This window comes from Streptomyces sp. NPDC052496 (genome assembly GCF_040679095.1).
Taxonomy (GTDB): Bacteria; Actinomycetota; Actinomycetes; order Streptomycetales; family Streptomycetaceae; genus Streptomyces.
On the sequence record NZ_JBFAUH010000015.1, the window covers coordinates 108,993 to 124,121 of the forward strand.

Annotated in this window: 13 protein-coding genes and 1 pseudogene; 11 read left to right on the forward strand and 3 right to left on the reverse strand. The window is 71.5% G+C overall.

The features are described from left to right. Positions 1 to 107 precede the first annotated feature (107 nt). The 5 genes from AB0L45_RS21090 (at position 108) to AB0L45_RS21110 (ending at position 7,625) form a co-directional block, all read left to right on the forward strand. Positions 108 to 1,301 (forward strand): argininosuccinate synthase, encoded by a 1,194-nt coding sequence (locus tag AB0L45_RS21090; RefSeq protein ID WP_365842035.1) that lies wholly within the window; start codon positions 108 to 110, stop codon positions 1,299 to 1,301. A gap of 109 nt (positions 1,302 to 1,410) precedes the next feature. Beyond that, positions 1,411 to 2,838 carry an argininosuccinate lyase gene (gene argH, locus AB0L45_RS21095; protein WP_365842037.1) on the forward strand — a complete coding sequence of 476 codons (1,428 nt, stop codon included), beginning with the start codon at positions 1,411 to 1,413 and terminating at the stop codon, positions 2,836 to 2,838. Between the two features lie 208 nt (positions 2,839 to 3,046). Beyond that, on the forward strand, positions 3,047 to 3,598 hold the full coding sequence (locus tag AB0L45_RS21100) for a TetR/AcrR family transcriptional regulator (RefSeq protein WP_365842039.1): 552 nt from the start codon (positions 3,047 to 3,049) through the stop codon (positions 3,596 to 3,598). After that, positions 3,595 to 5,181, forward strand: coding sequence for an MFS transporter (locus tag AB0L45_RS21105; protein WP_365842041.1), 1,587 nt, complete (start codon positions 3,595 to 3,597; stop codon positions 5,179 to 5,181). The genes AB0L45_RS21100 and AB0L45_RS21105 overlap by 4 nt, the downstream gene beginning before the upstream one ends. Positions 5,182 to 5,672: 491 nt before the next feature. Then, positions 5,673 to 7,625 carry a bifunctional metallophosphatase/5'-nucleotidase gene (locus AB0L45_RS21110; RefSeq protein ID WP_365842232.1) on the forward strand — a complete coding sequence of 651 codons (1,953 nt, stop codon included), beginning with the start codon at positions 5,673 to 5,675 and terminating at the stop codon, positions 7,623 to 7,625. A gap of 127 nt (positions 7,626 to 7,752) precedes the next feature. Here AB0L45_RS21110 and AB0L45_RS21115 read toward each other — a convergent pair whose 3' ends face one another. Then, positions 7,753 to 8,421: a lysophospholipid acyltransferase family protein gene (locus AB0L45_RS21115; RefSeq protein ID WP_365842043.1), complete on the reverse strand. Its 669-nt coding sequence runs from the start codon at positions 8,419 to 8,421 to the stop codon at positions 7,753 to 7,755. A 251-nt stretch (positions 8,422 to 8,672) separates the two neighbouring features. Between AB0L45_RS21115 and AB0L45_RS21120 the strand changes: the two genes are divergently transcribed. From AB0L45_RS21120 to AB0L45_RS21130, 3 genes and pseudogenes are all read left to right on the forward strand, one after another. Continuing rightward, on the forward strand, positions 8,673 to 9,821 hold the full coding sequence (locus AB0L45_RS21120; protein ID WP_365842045.1) for a glycerophosphodiester phosphodiesterase: 1,149 nt from the start codon (positions 8,673 to 8,675) through the stop codon (positions 9,819 to 9,821). A gap of 117 nt (positions 9,822 to 9,938) precedes the next feature. Continuing rightward, a pseudogene (locus tag AB0L45_RS21125) lies at positions 9,939 to 10,460 on the forward strand (sigma-70 family RNA polymerase sigma factor); the annotation flags it as partial. Between the two features lie 142 nt (positions 10,461 to 10,602). After that, positions 10,603 to 11,133, forward strand: a complete 531-nt coding sequence (locus tag AB0L45_RS21130) for a GNAT family N-acetyltransferase (RefSeq protein ID WP_365842047.1) — start codon at positions 10,603 to 10,605, stop codon at positions 11,131 to 11,133. 40 nt (positions 11,134 to 11,173) lie between these two features. On the opposite strand, the gene AB0L45_RS21135 is transcribed toward AB0L45_RS21130, so the two are convergent. Both AB0L45_RS21135 and AB0L45_RS21140 read right to left on the reverse strand, forming a co-directional pair. Next, positions 11,174 to 11,626, reverse strand: a complete 453-nt coding sequence (locus tag AB0L45_RS21135) for a hypothetical protein (RefSeq protein WP_365842049.1) — start codon at positions 11,624 to 11,626, stop codon at positions 11,174 to 11,176. Next, a complete protein-coding gene (locus AB0L45_RS21140) occupies positions 11,619 to 11,987 on the reverse strand; it encodes a hypothetical protein (protein ID WP_365842051.1) in 369 nt (122 codons plus the stop codon). The genes AB0L45_RS21135 and AB0L45_RS21140 overlap by 8 nt, the downstream gene beginning before the upstream one ends. A gap of 184 nt (positions 11,988 to 12,171) precedes the next feature. Between AB0L45_RS21140 and AB0L45_RS21145 the strand changes: the two genes are divergently transcribed. From AB0L45_RS21145 to AB0L45_RS21155, 3 genes are all read left to right on the forward strand, one after another. After that, positions 12,172 to 12,819, forward strand: coding sequence for an HAD-IA family hydrolase (locus AB0L45_RS21145; protein WP_365842053.1), 648 nt, complete (start codon positions 12,172 to 12,174; stop codon positions 12,817 to 12,819). A gap of 398 nt (positions 12,820 to 13,217) precedes the next feature. Continuing rightward, on the forward strand, positions 13,218 to 14,279 hold the full coding sequence (locus AB0L45_RS21150; protein WP_365842055.1) for an ATP-binding cassette domain-containing protein: 1,062 nt from the start codon (positions 13,218 to 13,220) through the stop codon (positions 14,277 to 14,279). After that, entirely contained in the window at positions 14,276 to 15,055 is a 780-nt protein-coding gene (locus AB0L45_RS21155) for a methionine ABC transporter permease (RefSeq protein ID WP_365842056.1), read from the forward strand. Before AB0L45_RS21150 ends, AB0L45_RS21155 begins: the two co-directional genes overlap by 4 nt. The last annotated feature ends 74 nt before the right edge of the window (positions 15,056 to 15,129 follow it).

Here is a 15,129-nt window from a genome sequence, read left to right on the forward strand (position 1 = left end):
GGGTGGGTGGGGGAGGCGGTTGCGCCATTCGGGTGGCTCGCGTTGACGAATCATGCGGTGGAGTGCATAGTTATACCCATCAGCGAATGCACCGTAAGGAGAAACCCGTGACCGAGCGCGTCGTACTCGCCTACTCGGGCGGCCTGGACACCTCCGTCGCCATCGGCTGGATCGCCGAGGAGACGGGCGCCGAGGTCATCGCCGTGGCTGTGGATGTCGGCCAGGGCGGTGAAGACCTGGACGTCATCCGTAAGCGCGCGCTCGCCTGCGGCGCGGTCGAGGCGGAGGTCGCGGACGCCAAGGACGAGTTCGCGGACGAGTACTGCCTGCCGGCGATCAAGGCCAATGCGCTGTACATGGACCGCTACCCGCTGGTCTCCGCGCTGTCCCGGCCGACGATCGTCAAGCACCTGGTCGCCGCGGCCGAGAAGCACGGCGCGAGCACCGTGGCGCACGGCTGCACCGGCAAGGGGAACGACCAGGTGCGGTTCGAGGCGGGGATCTCCTCGCTGGCGCCGGATCTGAAGTGCATCGCTCCGGTGCGGGACTACGCGATGACGCGGGACAAGGCGATCGCGTTCTGCGAGAGCAAGAACCTGCCGATCACGACGACCAAGAAGTCGCCGTACTCGATCGACCAGAACGTCTTCGGGCGGGCCGTGGAGACCGGCTTCCTGGAGGACATCTGGAACGCGCCGATCGAGGACGTGTACGAGTACACCTCCAACCCGGCGGCCCCGCGCGAGGCCGACGAGGTCGTCATCACGTTCAAGGAGGGGGTGCCGGTCGCGATCGACGGCAAGCCGGTCTCCGTGCTCCAGGCGATCCAGCAGCTGAACGAGCGGGCCGGCGCGCAGGGCATCGGCCGGATCGACATGGTCGAGGACCGGCTGGTCGGCATCAAGTCCCGGGAGGTCTACGAGGCGCCCGGCGCGATCGCGCTGATCACCGCCCACCAGGAGCTGGAGAGCGTCACCGTCGAGCGTGAGCTGGCCCGGTACAAGCGGCAGGTCGAGCAGCGGTGGGGCGAGCTGGTCTACGACGGCCTGTGGTTCTCGCCGCTCAAGCGGGCGCTGGACGGGTTCATCGAGGAGGCCAACCAGGCCGTGTCCGGTGACATCCGGATGACGCTGCACGGCGGGCGCGCGGTGGTCACCGGGCGGCGGTCCGAGCAGTCGCTGTACGACTTCAACCTGGCGACGTACGACACGGGTGACACCTTCGACCAGTCGCTGTCGAAGGGCTTCATCGAGATCTTCGGGATGTCGTCGAAGATCGCCGCCAAGCGGGACCTGGCGTAGGACCGGGCACCGGTCCGGGCCGGCGCGCCGTTCCGACTCCGTCCCCGGCGGCCGGTTCGTCCGGCCGCCGGGGACCGTCCTATCTCACCATCCACGAGGAGCTGAGCAAGTGAGCAGCAACAGCGGTGACGTCCGGCTCTGGGGCGGCCGGTTCGCCGACGGGCCCGCCGAGGCCCTGGCGAAGCTGTCCGCCTCCGTCCACTTCGACTGGCGGCTGGCGCCGTACGACATCGCCGGTTCCCGAGCGCACGCGCGTGTGCTGCACACGGCGGGGCTGCTCAGCGAGGACGAGCTGGGGAAGATGCTGGCGGGGCTGGACCGGCTGGAGGCCGACGTCGCGGACGGCAGCTTCGTCGGCACGGTCGCCGACGAGGACGTGCACACCGCGCTGGAGCGGGGCCTGCTGGAGCGGCTCGGTCCGGACCTCGGCGGCAAGCTGCGCGCCGGGCGGTCCCGTAACGACCAGGTCGCCACGCTCTTCCGGATGTATCTGCGGGACCACGCCCGGATCATCGGCGGGCTGATCGCGGATCTCCAGGAGGCGCTGGTCGGACTCGCGGAGGCGCATCCGGACGTCGCGATGCCGGGCCGTACGCACCTCCAGCACGCGCAGCCGGTGCTCTTCGCGCACCACGTCCTCGCGCACGTCCAGGCACTGTCGCGGAACGCGGAGCGGCTGCGGCAGTGGGACGCGCGGACGGCCGTCTCGCCGTACGGCTCGGGGGCGCTGGCCGGGTCCTCGCTGGGTCTGGACCCGGAGGCGGTCGCCGCCGACCTCGGGTTCGAGGGCGGCAGCGCGGCGAATTCCATCGACGGGACGGCGTCGCGGGACTTCGTGGCCGAGTTCGCCTTCATCACCGCGATGATCGGCGTGGACCTGTCCCGGATCGCCGAGGAGATCATCATCTGGAACACGAAGGAGTTCTCCTTCGTGACCCTGCACGACGCGTTCTCCACCGGCTCCTCGATCATGCCGCAGAAGAAGAACCCGGACATCGCCGAGCTGGCGCGCGGCAAGTCCGGCCGGCTGGTCGGCAACCTGACCGGCCTGATGACCACCCTGAAGGCGCTGCCGCTGGCGTACAACCGGGACCTCCAGGAGGACAAGGAGCCGGTCTTCGACTCCTGCGACCAGCTGGAGATCCTGCTGCCCGCGTTCACCGGGATGATGGCCACGCTGACCGTCAACCGGGAGCGCATGGAGGAGCTGGCGCCGGCCGGGTTCTCGCTGGCCACGGACATCGCCGAGTGGCTCGTGCGGCAGGGCGTGCCGTTCCGGGTGGCGCACGAGGTCGCGGGGGAGTGCGTCAAGGAGTGCGAGCGGCACGGCATCGAGCTGGACGAGCTGAGCGACGAGCAGTTCGCCGCGATCTCGCCGCATCTGACGCCCGAGGTGCGGACGGTGCTGAACGTGCCGGGCGCGCTCGCCTCGCGCAGCGGCCGGGGCGGCACGGCCCCGTCCGCCGTCGCCGTCCAGCTGGCGGAGGTCAAGGCGGACCTGGCGACACAGCGGGCGTGGGCGGACGCCGAGCGCTGAGGTGACGGATGGCGCGCCTGCCGCTGAGTGACGGCGCGGGACGGCGATGGCGGGTGGTGAGCGTCGGACGGCGGTGCTCACCCCCTGGGCCGCGGCCCCCTCGGAGATTCCGAGGGGGCCGCGGCCGTTGTGCTGAGAGGCGAGGGCATCGGGAGACGTACGTGGATCGCATGAGACGTTTGTGTCTCATTCGGGTATCCTCGGTCTCATGGCCGTTGACCGTGAACATGTACTGAAAGAAGCCGCCGGCCTGCTCACCCGCAAGGCGACCGCCGGCATGGACGAGATCGCCAAGGCCGCCGGGATCAGCCGCGCCACCCTCCACCGCCACTTCGCGGGCCGGGACGCCCTGATCAAGGCGCTGGAGGAGCTGGGCATCGAGCAGTTCGGCAGAGCGCTGGACGCGGCCCGTCTCGACGAGGACGACGCGGTCACGGCGCTGCGCCGGCTGATCGGCGAAGCCGAGCCGGTCGCCGGGTTCCTCGCCTTCCTCTACACCGAGAACCAGCTCTTCGAGGGCGAGGAGGTCAACCAGGGCTGGGAGCGGCTGGACGCCCGTATCCACGCACTGTTCCGGCGCGGCCAGGAGGAGGGCGACTTCCGTATCGACCTGACCCCGGTCTGGCTCACCGAGGCGCTGTACGGGCTGATCGGCGCCGGCGCGTGGGCCGTGCACGAGGGGCGCGTCGCCCGCAGGGAACTCAACCATTCGATCGCCGAGCTGCTGCTCGGCGGCATCCGACGGAGCATGGAGAAATGAGCAAGCCTGCCAAGGAGACCGCGGACCGCACCGGCAGCACCGCGGAGCACCAGCCCCGCCCCGGACGCTGGCTCGCGCTCGCCGTTCTGGTCCTCGCCGTCCTGCTGGTCGGCGTGGACGCCACGGTCCTGGGCCTGGCCACCCCGTTCCTCAGCGAGGACCTGCGCCCGTCCGGCACCCAGCTGCTGTGGATCGGCGACGTGTACTCGTTCGTCATCGCGGGCCTGCTGGTCTCCATGGGCAGCCTCGGCGACCGCATCGGGCGCAAGAAGCTGCTGCTGACCGGTTCGGTCGTGTTCGGCGCCATGTCGCTGCTGGCCGCGTACGCGGGCACACCGGCCATGATGATCGTGGCGCGGGCGCTGCTGGGCGTGGCGGGCGCGACGCTGATGCCGTCCACCCTGGCCCTGATCCGCAACCTCTTCCACGACCCCAAGGAACGCAGCCTGGCCATCGGCATCTGGGGCGCCATGGCCTCGGCGGGCGCGGCCGTCGGCCCGGTGCTCGGCGGCTTCCTGCTCGGCCATTTCTGGTGGGGCTCGGTCTTCCTGATCAACCTGCCCGTGATGGCCCTGCTGGTGATCATCGGCGCCAAGGTGCTGCCGGAGTCCCGCAACCCGGACCCGGGGCCGTGGGACCTGCCCAGCGTGGGCCTGTCCCTCGTCGGCATGATCGGCATCGTCTACGCGATCAAGGAGGCGTCGGCGCACGGCCTCCGCTGGGACATCGCGGCGGCCGCCGTCCTGGGGGCGCTCGCGCTGGTCACCTTCGTCCGCCGGCAGCAGACCCTGGCCTCGCCGCTGCTGGACATGAAGCTCTTCCAGCACCGTGGCTTCTCCGGCGCCGTACTGGCCGACCTGCTGACCATCCTGGGCCTGTCCGGCCTGGTCTTCTTCCTCTCGCAGTTCCTCCAGATGGTGCAGCTGCGCTCGCCGCTGAACGCGGGCCTGGTCGAACTGCCCGCCGCGATCGGCGCGGTGGGTGCGGGGCTGGCCGCCGGATACGTCGCCCGGCGGCTGTCCGTACGGCTCGTCGTCGCCGGCGGACTGGGCGTCGTCGGCCTGGCCCTGGCCGGCTGCATCGGCCTGGACCAGGACACCAGCACCCTGACCCTCGGCACGATCCTGTTCGTCGTCGGCGTCGGTGCGGGCTTCGCCTTCACCGTCACCGCGGACGTGATCCTCTCCAGCGTGCCCAAGGAGCAGGCGGGCGCCGCGTCCGCGGTCTCGGAGACCGCGTACGAGCTGGGCGCCGCACTCGGCATCGCGCTGCTCGGCTCCATCGTCACCGGCATCTACCGGGACTTCGCGACCCCGGACGGCGTGCCCGAGACGGCCGCGAACGCCGCCCGGGAATCGCTCGGCGGTGCCGTCGAGGCGTCCGGTTCGCTCCCGGCCGAAGCCGGGGACGGCCTGCTGAAGGCCGCCCAGCACGCGTTCGTCGACGGCCTGGACACCGCGGCCGGGGTCGGCGCGGCCGTCCTGATCGCCGCCGCCTGCGCCGCGTGGTTCCTGCTGCGCGGCCAGCGGCTGGAGGACGGCACCAGCGCGGCGGAGACCGAGCCGGAGGACGTACGTCAGTGAAGCCGCAGCCGGCGGGCCGGGCGTCGCGGAAGCTGCGGGCGTCCGGGCCCGAACCGGGGGCCGGACGGTCAGCGAAACGGTCGCGTACGCCGCTGACACCGAGCGCCGACGTCTACTGAGCCGGGCGCTGACGGTTACCTGAACCGGTCGCCGCACGTCGCTGAGCCGGGCGCCGACGGTTATGGAACCGGTCGCCGTACACCGCTGAACCGGGCGCCGACAGTCACTGAACCGGTCGGCGTGCGCCGCCGAACCGGTCGCCGTACGCCGCTGGACCGATCGTTGTGCGCCACTGAACCGATCGTCGTACGCCGCCGAACCGGACCTTGTGCGTCACCGATCCGGATGATCTTCGGTACCGGGCGGGGGGCAGCAGTTGTCCCCCGCCCGTTCACATTCCGGCCGCCTCAAGTGGGCCGGGAGGCTCCCATGGCTCGTTTGACTCTCCAGTCGTTCCCCCGCACTCGGGCACTCTCAGGAGGGTGACGACCTTGGCAGAGCTCGGCAGACGCATGTTCTTCACCGCGGCGGGGGCCCTGGCCACCGCCACCGCGGTCGGCACCCACGCCTTCGCCTCCGGCCACGCGCGCGACGCGCGGTCGGCGGACGAGTACGTGGACGTGCAACTGCTCAACATCACCGACCTCCACGGATACCTCCAGGCGGCGCCGGCCAGCAACGCGGTCATCACCGGCGCCGGTGGCAAGAAGTACACCGTGGGCGGCGTGGCCTATATGGCCACGCACCTGGAGCGGCTGCGGGCGGGCCGCGCCAACTCGCTCTTCTTCGCGCCCGGCGACCTCTTCTCCGGCTGGGAGTTCCCGGCCGAGTCGCTCGCCGACGAACCGACCATCGAAGCCCTGAACCGGATGGGCATGGACTTCGCCTCGGCCGGCAACCACGAGTTCGACAAGTCGCCCGCCTTCCTGTCCCAGCACATGGTGGACGGCATCTCGTATCCGACGGTCGACTGGGACAACTCCTTCGTCGACTCCACCGGACAGCGCTTCCACGGCGCCGACTTCGCGTACTACGGCGCCAACACGGTGTGGGCCGCCACCGGCGAGCTGGTGCTGCCGCCGTACAACATCGAGTGGGTGGACGCCGGCAAGGGCCGGCGGCTGCCGATCGGCTTCATCCACCTGACCGCCATCGGCACCGAGACCATGCCCGCCTCCTACCAGCCCGGGCTGCGCACCCTCGACCAGCTGACCACCGCCAACCGCTGTGCTGCCGAGCTGAAGTCACGGGGCGTCAACGCGATCGTGCTCAGCATGCACGACGGCGCGGTGGCCGGCGGCGACTTCAACAGCGGCACCAACCCCTCGGGGCCCGCCTACGAGCTGGCACTGCGCTGCTCGCCGGACATCGACGCCATCGTCTGCGGCCACTGGCACACCGCGTTCAACATGATGGTGCCCGACCCCGACGGCAGGCCCCGCCCGTTCGTCGAGGCCGGCTGCCACGGCCAGCTCGTCAACGAGATCAGCCTCCGGCTGGACCCGAGCACCGGCAAGGTCGTCCGTGAGCTGACCACCTCCACCAACCACCCCAACACCCGCGACGTGGCACCGCATCCGGAGCTGGCCGAGGTCGTCAAGTACTGGGCCGGGTACGGCACCCGGCGCGCCGCCGTCCCCCTGGGCAAGCAGACCGCCTCCTTCACCCGCACCCGCAACGCGGCGGGCGAGTCCACCATGGGCGACCTGGTGGCCGACTGGGCCCTGTGGGCCGGCCGGCAGCCGCAGGGCCCGATGAACGACGCCAACCTCGACCCCGCCGTCCCCGCCGACCTGGCCGTCATCGCCATCGCGCCGCGCATCGGGCAGGCCATCATCGCCGGGGACCTGACGTACGACTCCGCGACCGGCGGCACGGTCGCCTTCGCCAAGGCGTGGAACGCGGTCGGCTTCGGCGACCCGATCGTCACGGCCACCGTCACCGGGCAGCAGATCCATGACGCGCTGGAGCAGCAGTGGACCGTGCCCGCGGGCGGCGGTCTGAAGTACGCGCCGCTGGCCGTCTCCGCGAACGTGCGCTACAGCTTCGACGCCACCGGCGCGGCGGGCGACCGGGTCGACCCGGCCGATGTGTTCATCGACGGCACCGCGCTGGACGTGACCCGCTCGTACCGGGTCGCGGCGCCCTCGTACACGCTGCTCAACCAGGACGGGTATCCGGCGTTCACCGGCTTCACCCGGCCCTTCCGGCACAACCGCGACTTCGAGAGCTTCGTCGCGTACATCAAGGAGCGGCAGCGGATCGCGCCCGCGCCGCTGAACCGGGTGACGGTGAAGAACGGCAGCGCCCCGCAGGCGCGGATCGGCGAGACCACGGTGCCGCCGCGGCTGCGCAGCGCGGACGGCAAGGTGCTGCCCCGGGCGGAGGCCGCGGCGCTCGCCGGCGGACGGCCGACGGCGGAAGGATTCCGGGTGCCCTGCTGAGCGGTACGGCGGCACGAGGTCGCACACCGGTGCCCGGCACCAGCACCAGGCCGTACACCGGTACGGCAACGCGCAGGGCCCCGCCCGGAATCGGACGGGGCCCTGCGTACGGCGGGTGCGGCGGCGGTCAGGCCGCGCGGGCCTTGGTGGCGTACATGTCCACGTACTCCTGGCCGGACAGCTCCATGACGTCGCTCATCACCTCGTCGGTGACGGCGCGCAGCACGTAGCGGTCCCGGTCCATGCCGTCGTAGCGGGAGAAGTCCAGCGGCTCACCGAAGCGGCAGGTCACCGGCGCCAGGTGCGGGCGGCCCTTGCCGCCGGGCTGCACCTTGTCGGTGCCGATCATCGCGAACGGCACGACGGGCGCGCCGGTCATCAGGGCGAGGCGGGCGATGCCGGTACGGCCGCGGTACAGGCGGCCGTCGGGGGAGCGGGTGCCCTCGGGGTAGATGCCGAACGCGTGGCCCTCGTCCAGCACCCGGCGGCCGGTCATCAGCGCGGCGACACCGCCGTGCCCGCCGTCCCGGTCCACCGGGATCATGCCGGCGGTGGTGAAGAACCAGGCCATCAGGCGGCCCTTGAGGCCCTTGCCCTTGACGTACTCGTCCTTGCCGATGAAGAACACCGGCCGCTTGACGATCAGGGTCAGGAACAGCGAGTCGATGAACGTGACGTGGTTGCCGGCCAGGATCACCGGTCCGCTGTCCGGAATGTGCTCCGCGCCCTCGACCTTCGGGCGGAACAGGACACGCATGACGAATCCGAGAAACGCCTTCAGCAGAATGCGGGACAACGGGCCCTCCGGTCGTGGGTGGTCCGCGGCGGTCGCCGCGAGCGTGCAAGAGTATGCAGCCCAGGACGATACTCGTCGGCCGACCTCGATCGCACATCGGGTTCACGGGAGCGATACGCAGAGTTGACGTGGGTTTCCCGCGCGTTCGGGGCCGGGTCTCCCGTTCGAAAGGTGTACGTGCCTAGGATCGCCCCGACCCATTGACAGGTGCCGGACACCCTCACCGGTGCCGTGGAGCGAGGAGCGCGATCATGCAGGAACGGCAGCAGCCTGGACGCCGGACGGTACTGGGCGCGGCGGCCCTCGGTGCGGGTGCGGCGGTCTGGGGCGGCACCGGCACGGCGAGCGCCGCGAGTTCCCGCGGGCGCGGCCACGGCGCGCACGACGAGCTGCCCGTACCGCTGATCGTGGGCCACCGCGGCGCCAGCGGCTACCGCCCCGAGCACACCTTCGGCTCGTACCAGCTCGCGCTGGACATGGGCGCCGACGTCATCGAGCAGGACGTGGTGCCCACCAAGGACGGCCACCTCGTCTGCCGTCACGAGAACGACATCACGGCCACCACGGACGTCTCCGCGCACCCGGAGTTCGCCGACCGCAAGACGACCAAGACGGTCGACGGGACCAAGCTCACCGGCTGGTTCACCGAGGACTTCACACTCGCCGAGCTGAAGACGCTCCGGGCGAAGGAGCGCATTCCGGGCACCCGGCAGCACAACACCCTTTATGACGGGGTGTGGGACGTACCCACCTTCGAAGAGGTACTGAAGTGGGCCGACCGCGAGGGCCGCAAGCGCGGCCGCCGCATCTGGCTGCACATCGAGACCAAGCACCCCACCTACTTCCGCAAGCTGGGACTGGGCCTGGAGGAACGTCTCGCCCGGCTGCTGCGCAAGTACGGCCGCCACAAGAAGCACTCCCCGAACTTCCTCCAGTCCTTCGAGCCCAGCAGCATCCAGCGGCTCGACAAGCTCGTCGACTGCCCCAAGGTCGTCCTGCTGGGCACCCTCAAGGACCGCCCCTGGGACTTCGAGGTGGCGGGCGACCCGCGCACCACCGCCGACCTGGTCAAGCCGGCCGGCCTGCGGTGGATCGCCGGCTTCGCGCAGGGCATCGGCCCGGACCTGACGGTCATCCTCCCGCGCACCAAGGACGACAAGCTGGACAAGCCCAGCTCCGTCGTCAAGGACGCGCACGCCGCCGGGCTGGTCCTGCACCCGTACACCGGACGCAACGAGAACACCTTCCTGCCCGCCGACTTCCGCCGCGGCAGCGACCCGAACGCGTACGGCGACGCGCTGGGCTACTTCAAGAAGTGCCTGGCCACCGGCATCGACGGGCTCTTCTCCGACAACTGCGACACGGCGCTGCTGGCCGCCGCCGAGTTCCGCAGGCGCTGATCCGGGCGCCCGCCGGAAGACGCCGCAAAGCGTCAATCCGGCACCGCCGGTGCCACGGACGAGTGAGGCCGTGGCACCGGCGAAACCACCCGGCCGCGCCGCCACGTCTCGCAGGCCATGCGGCACGCCACCACGGACCACGACCTCATTCGTACGCTGCGCCCCCTGCTGACCGCCGAAGTCGCGGCCGAGGCGCCCGCCGCCGGAGCCGACGCCGACGACCTCGAACAGAGCGTGTGGACCCGGCTGCTGGAGCACACCCGGGAAGCCGGGCCGCCCGCCGAACCCGCCCGCTGGCTGCGCCGCGCGGTCCGCGCCGAAGCCCGCGGCGCACGGCGGCTGGCGCTGCGGGAGGTCCCGTACGACCCCACCGGACCACAGCCCGTGATCGCCCCCGTCGCCGAACGCGCGGCACTGGAGACCGAGGAGCGGCGGGCGCTGCTCGCCGCCGTCGAACGGCTTCCCGGACGCTGCCCCGCCCTGGTGCGCGCCCTGCTCTCGCGCTCCGACCTCACCTACCGGGAGATCTCATCTGAGTTGGGAATGTCACAAGGGAGCTTGGGGCCGGTCCGTTCCCGTTGCCTGGGATGCCTGCGCAGAATGCTCACGGCGGAGGTTGCCGCTGCGCGAATCCGGGGAGTCCGGAAGCAGCAGCGTCAGCCCCGCCATGACGGCGGCGTGCACCACACGCCTCCGCCGGTCAGGGCAACCGGTCCGGGCGTACCCTCACACCCTCTGCACGCCCGGGCGCACCGAACCGAATAAGGGGAGGCACTCGCGCATGGGCATGAGCGTGACCATCTCTGCGGCGACCGACCAGGACGCCGAGCAGATCCTCAAACTCCAGTACCTCTGCTACCAGCCGGAGGCCGCGCTGTACGACGATTACTCGATCCAGCCGCTCACCCAGACCCTGGATGACCTGCGTGCCGAACTGAGCGACGCCTGCGTGGTGGTGGCCCGGCTCGGCACGGAGGTCGTCGGGGCGGTGCGCGGCACGGTCGACGCCGACGGCACCGCCGCCATCGGCACGCTCGTCGTCCACCCGCGGATGCAGCGCCACGGCCTCGGCGGCCGGCTGCTCACCGCTGTCGAGGAGCGGCTGACCGCCGAACGCTCCGCCAAGCGCTACCGCCTGTCCACCGGCCACCGCAGCGAGGGCAACCTGCGCCTGTACCGCAGCCACGGCTACACGCCCGTCGGCACCGAACAGCTCAGCACCCGGCTCAGCCTGGTCACGCTGGAGAAGGAGGCGGTCGCCGCCGGACCCGCGGCGGACGGTGCGCCGCAGGACTACGTGGCGAGCGCCTGACCGGCCGGAGCCGCGCGGTACGGGCCCGCCGGGGAACGCGTCACGCCCGGCGGGCCCGCCGCAGCCACAGCAGGCCGGTCACCGGCAGGAAGATCGGGATGAAGAGGTAGCCCATCCCGAAGTTCGACCAGACGGTGGCGTCCGGGAAGGCGGAGCGGTCCACCAGCGTCCACGTACCGACGCCGAGCACGCCGATCAGCTCCAGCGCGCAGCACACGACCGCGGCCCTGCGCGCCCCGTCGCCGCCGCGCACCAACGAGAACAGGATGAAGGCGTAGAGCACCGCGGAGACCGCGGACAGGATGTACGCCAGCGGCGCCCGGTCGAACTGGGCGATCAGCTGGTAGGCAGCGCGCGACGCGGCGGCGACGGTGAAGACGCCGTACAGGGCGACCAGCAGCCGCCCCGGTCCGGTGCCCAGCGAGCGCCGCTTCCCGGCGGCGCCGTCCGGCAGGGATTCGGGGGAGCGGGCTCCCGTGGACGTCTCAGGCATGGCCGCCTCCCCAGATGTCGAACAGCCGCACTTCCAGTACGGCGAGGACCACCGCGCCCGCCGCGACGGTCGCCGAGCCCCAGCGGGTGCGCTCCGAGAGCGACAGGAAACCGGCGGCCGGTACGCAGGCTGCCGCCCCGATCAGATAGGCGACGAAGATCGCCGTACCGTCCTTCGGTGTCTGACCGCCCCCCAACTGCACCAGTCCGACGATGAGTTGGACCACGCCCAGCAGGGAGACCACGGCCATGCCGATGAAGTGCCAGTCCTTCGTCGGCTCGTCGCGGTACGCGGCGAAGCCGCACCAGGCGGCCAGGGCGAGCGCGGTCACGCCGATCGCGACCGTCAGCGCGTCGATCACCGGGACCTCCGCGCGGCGCGGGTGCGCGCAGTGGAAGAAATGGCCATGAGGCGACTTTAAACGGCGGGCCGCCGCCCCTGATGCGCGGCCCCGCCGGTCACCCTCGCCCCCACCAGCCGGTCACTCTCGGTCACCGGCGACCGGCCCCCGGCCGGTCACCCCGCGTCACGTACGCTGGCGCAGCATGAAGATCTCCGCAGCCGCGCTGCTGTTCGACAATGACGGCACCCTCGTCTCCTCCATCGACTCCGTCCAGCGCTGCTGGGCCCGGTGGGCCGGGGAGTACGGCATCACGGCCGAGGACTTCGCCCGCGTCGAACTGCACGGCCGCCCGGCCGCCGAGATCATCGCCGATCTGCTGCCCGCCGCCCGGATACCCGAGGCGCTGGCCCGTATCGAGCAGCTGGAGGTCGAGGACGTCGCGGGCGGCGTGGTGGCGCTGCCCGGCACCCTGGAGCTGCTGGCCCAGCTGCCGCCGGAGCGGTGGGCGGTGGTCACCTCCGCCACCTCACGCCTCGCGGAGGCCCGGCTCGCCGAGGTCGGCATCCACCCGAAGACCCTGATAGCCGCCGACGACATCACCCGCGGCAAGCCGGACCCCGAGCCGTTCCTGCTGGCCGCCCGGCGGCTGGGGGTGGACCCGGCCCGCTGTGTGGTCTTCGAGGACGCGCCCGCCGGGCTGGCGGCCGGCCGCGCGGCCGGCATGACCACCGTGGCGTTGACCACAACGCACCGGGCCGGCGAGCTGTCCGCCGACGTGCTCGTCGCGGACCTGTCGGCGGTGTCCGTGCAGGCCACGGCGGACGGGCTGGAGATCGTCACGGCGGACTGAGGCGCCGTCCACGCCTCGGTCGGACGTGTCCGGCATACGGACAGGCTTGATCGGTCCGTACGCCTGTCTGGTTTACTGGCGAACATGACCACGACGAGCAACCGCACCCCTGCGACCGAGGCGCCCCTGACGCCCGGTGCTCGTTGCATGTGTCGAATGTGTGACCGCTGAGGGCCCCCGCCGAGCCTCGCGCCCCGAAGCGAGACCCGCCGCCTTGCGCCGTGCGAACCGTACGCCCGTCCGTACGCCACGGCCCTGGCCGCCCCGCGTCACCGGAACCCGAAGCCGGGCCACCGCGCCCACAGCGCCCCCTCTCGGTCCTCCATGCCGCACTCAGCCATGAATGCCCCGTGCCCGGCGGGCGAGCCGCCCGGCACACGACAGTGACGGAATTCCCTGTGATCACCACAACGGGCCTGACCAAGGTCTACCGCTCAGGAGACCGCGAAGTCACCGCCCTGGACGGCGTCGATCTGCACGTCCGCGAGGGCGAGGTGTACGGCGTCATCGGCCAGAGCGGCGCCGGCAAGTCCACCCTCATCCGCTGCGTCAACCTCCTGGAGCGCCCCACCTCCGGCACGGTCACCGTCGCCGGACAGGAGCTGACCTCGCTGGCCGGCAAGGGGCAGCGCGCCAACGCCGCGCTGCGTGCGGCCCGCAGCCACATCGGCATGGTCTTCCAGCACTTCAACCTGCTGTCCTCGCGCACCGTCCAGGACAACATCGAGCTGCCGCTGGAGATCCTCAAGGTCGACCGCCGCGAGCGCTCCCGCAAGGCGCTGGAACTCCTCGACCTGGTCGGCCTCGCCGACAAGGCCAAGGCCTACCCCGCCCAGCTCTCCGGCGGCCAGAAGCAGCGCGTCGGCATCGCCCGCGCCCTGGCCGGCGACCCCAAGGTGCTGCTCTCCGACGAGGCCACCAGCGCCCTGGACCCGGAGACCACCCGCTCCATCCTCCAGCTGCTGCGCGACCTCAACCGCCAGCTCGGCCTGACCGTGCTGCTGATCACGCACGAGATGGACGTCGTCAAGACGATCTGCGACTCGGCCGCACTGATGAAGAACGGCCGCGTCGTCGAGCAGGGCACCGTCTCGGAACTGCTCGCCACCCCCGGCTCCGAGCTGGCCCGCGAGCTGTTCCCGGTCGGCGGCGAGCCCTCCGGCCCGGACCGCACCGTCGTGGACGTCACCTTCCACGGCGAGGCCGCCACCCGCCCGGTGATCTCCGAGCTGTCCCGTACGTACAACGTGGACATCTCCATCCTCGGCGCCGCCATGGACACCGTCGGCGGCAAGCAGATCGGCCGGATGCGCATCGAGCTGCCCGGCCGCTTCGAGGAGAACGTCGTGCCCATCGGCTTCCTGCGCGAGCAGGGCCTCCAGGTGGACGTGGCCGCCGATCCGGCCGCCCCCGCGACGACGGCGCCCGCCGGCGCGCTGGTGAAGGAAGGTGCCAAGTGACCTGGTCGCAGATGCAGCCGCTGCTGTACAACAACACGCTCGACACGCTCTTCATGGTGTGGTGGTCGACGTTCTACGCCGTCCTGTTCGGCATCCCGCTCGGCGTCCTGCTGATCCTGACCGACCGCGGCGGCGTCCTCCAGAACGTCGTGGTCAACAAGATCATCGGCGCGGTGGTGAACATCGGCCGGTCCTTCCCCTTCCTGATCCTGATGGTCGCGCTGATCCCCTTCACGCGCCTGGTCGTCGGCGTCTCCATCGGCCCCACCGGCGCGGTCGTGCCCCTGGTCATCGCCGCCATCCCGTTCTTCGCCCGGCTGGTCGAGGCCGCGCTGCGCGAGGTGGACCACGGCCTGGTCGAGGCCGTCCAGTCGATGGGCGGCGGCACCTGGACCATCGTCTTCAAGGTGCTGCTCCCGCAGGCCCTGCCCGCCCTGGTCGCGGCCGTCACCACCACCGTCATCACGCTGATCGGCTACTCCGCCATCGCCGGCGCGGTGGGCGGCGGCGGCCTGGGCAACCTGGCCTACACCTACGGCTACCTCCAGTACGAGACCAACCTGATGATCATCACCATCGTGCTGCTGATCGTCCTGGTCATCGCCGTCCAGCTGCTCGGCGACCTGATCGTGCGCAGGCTGGCCGGCCGCGGCAGCCGCGGCTCCTCCTCCGTACGGGTCGGACTGCGCAAGGCGCCCGCCCCGGCCACCGCCGCCGGACAGCCCGCGGAAGCCGCCGTACCCGCCGACGCTCCCAAGGAGCGTGCCGGCGCCTGAGACCCGGGTCCGCACCGGACCCTTTGGAGCCCGGACCCTTTGCCGGGCGCGCCCGGGACCGTCGGTCCCGGGTG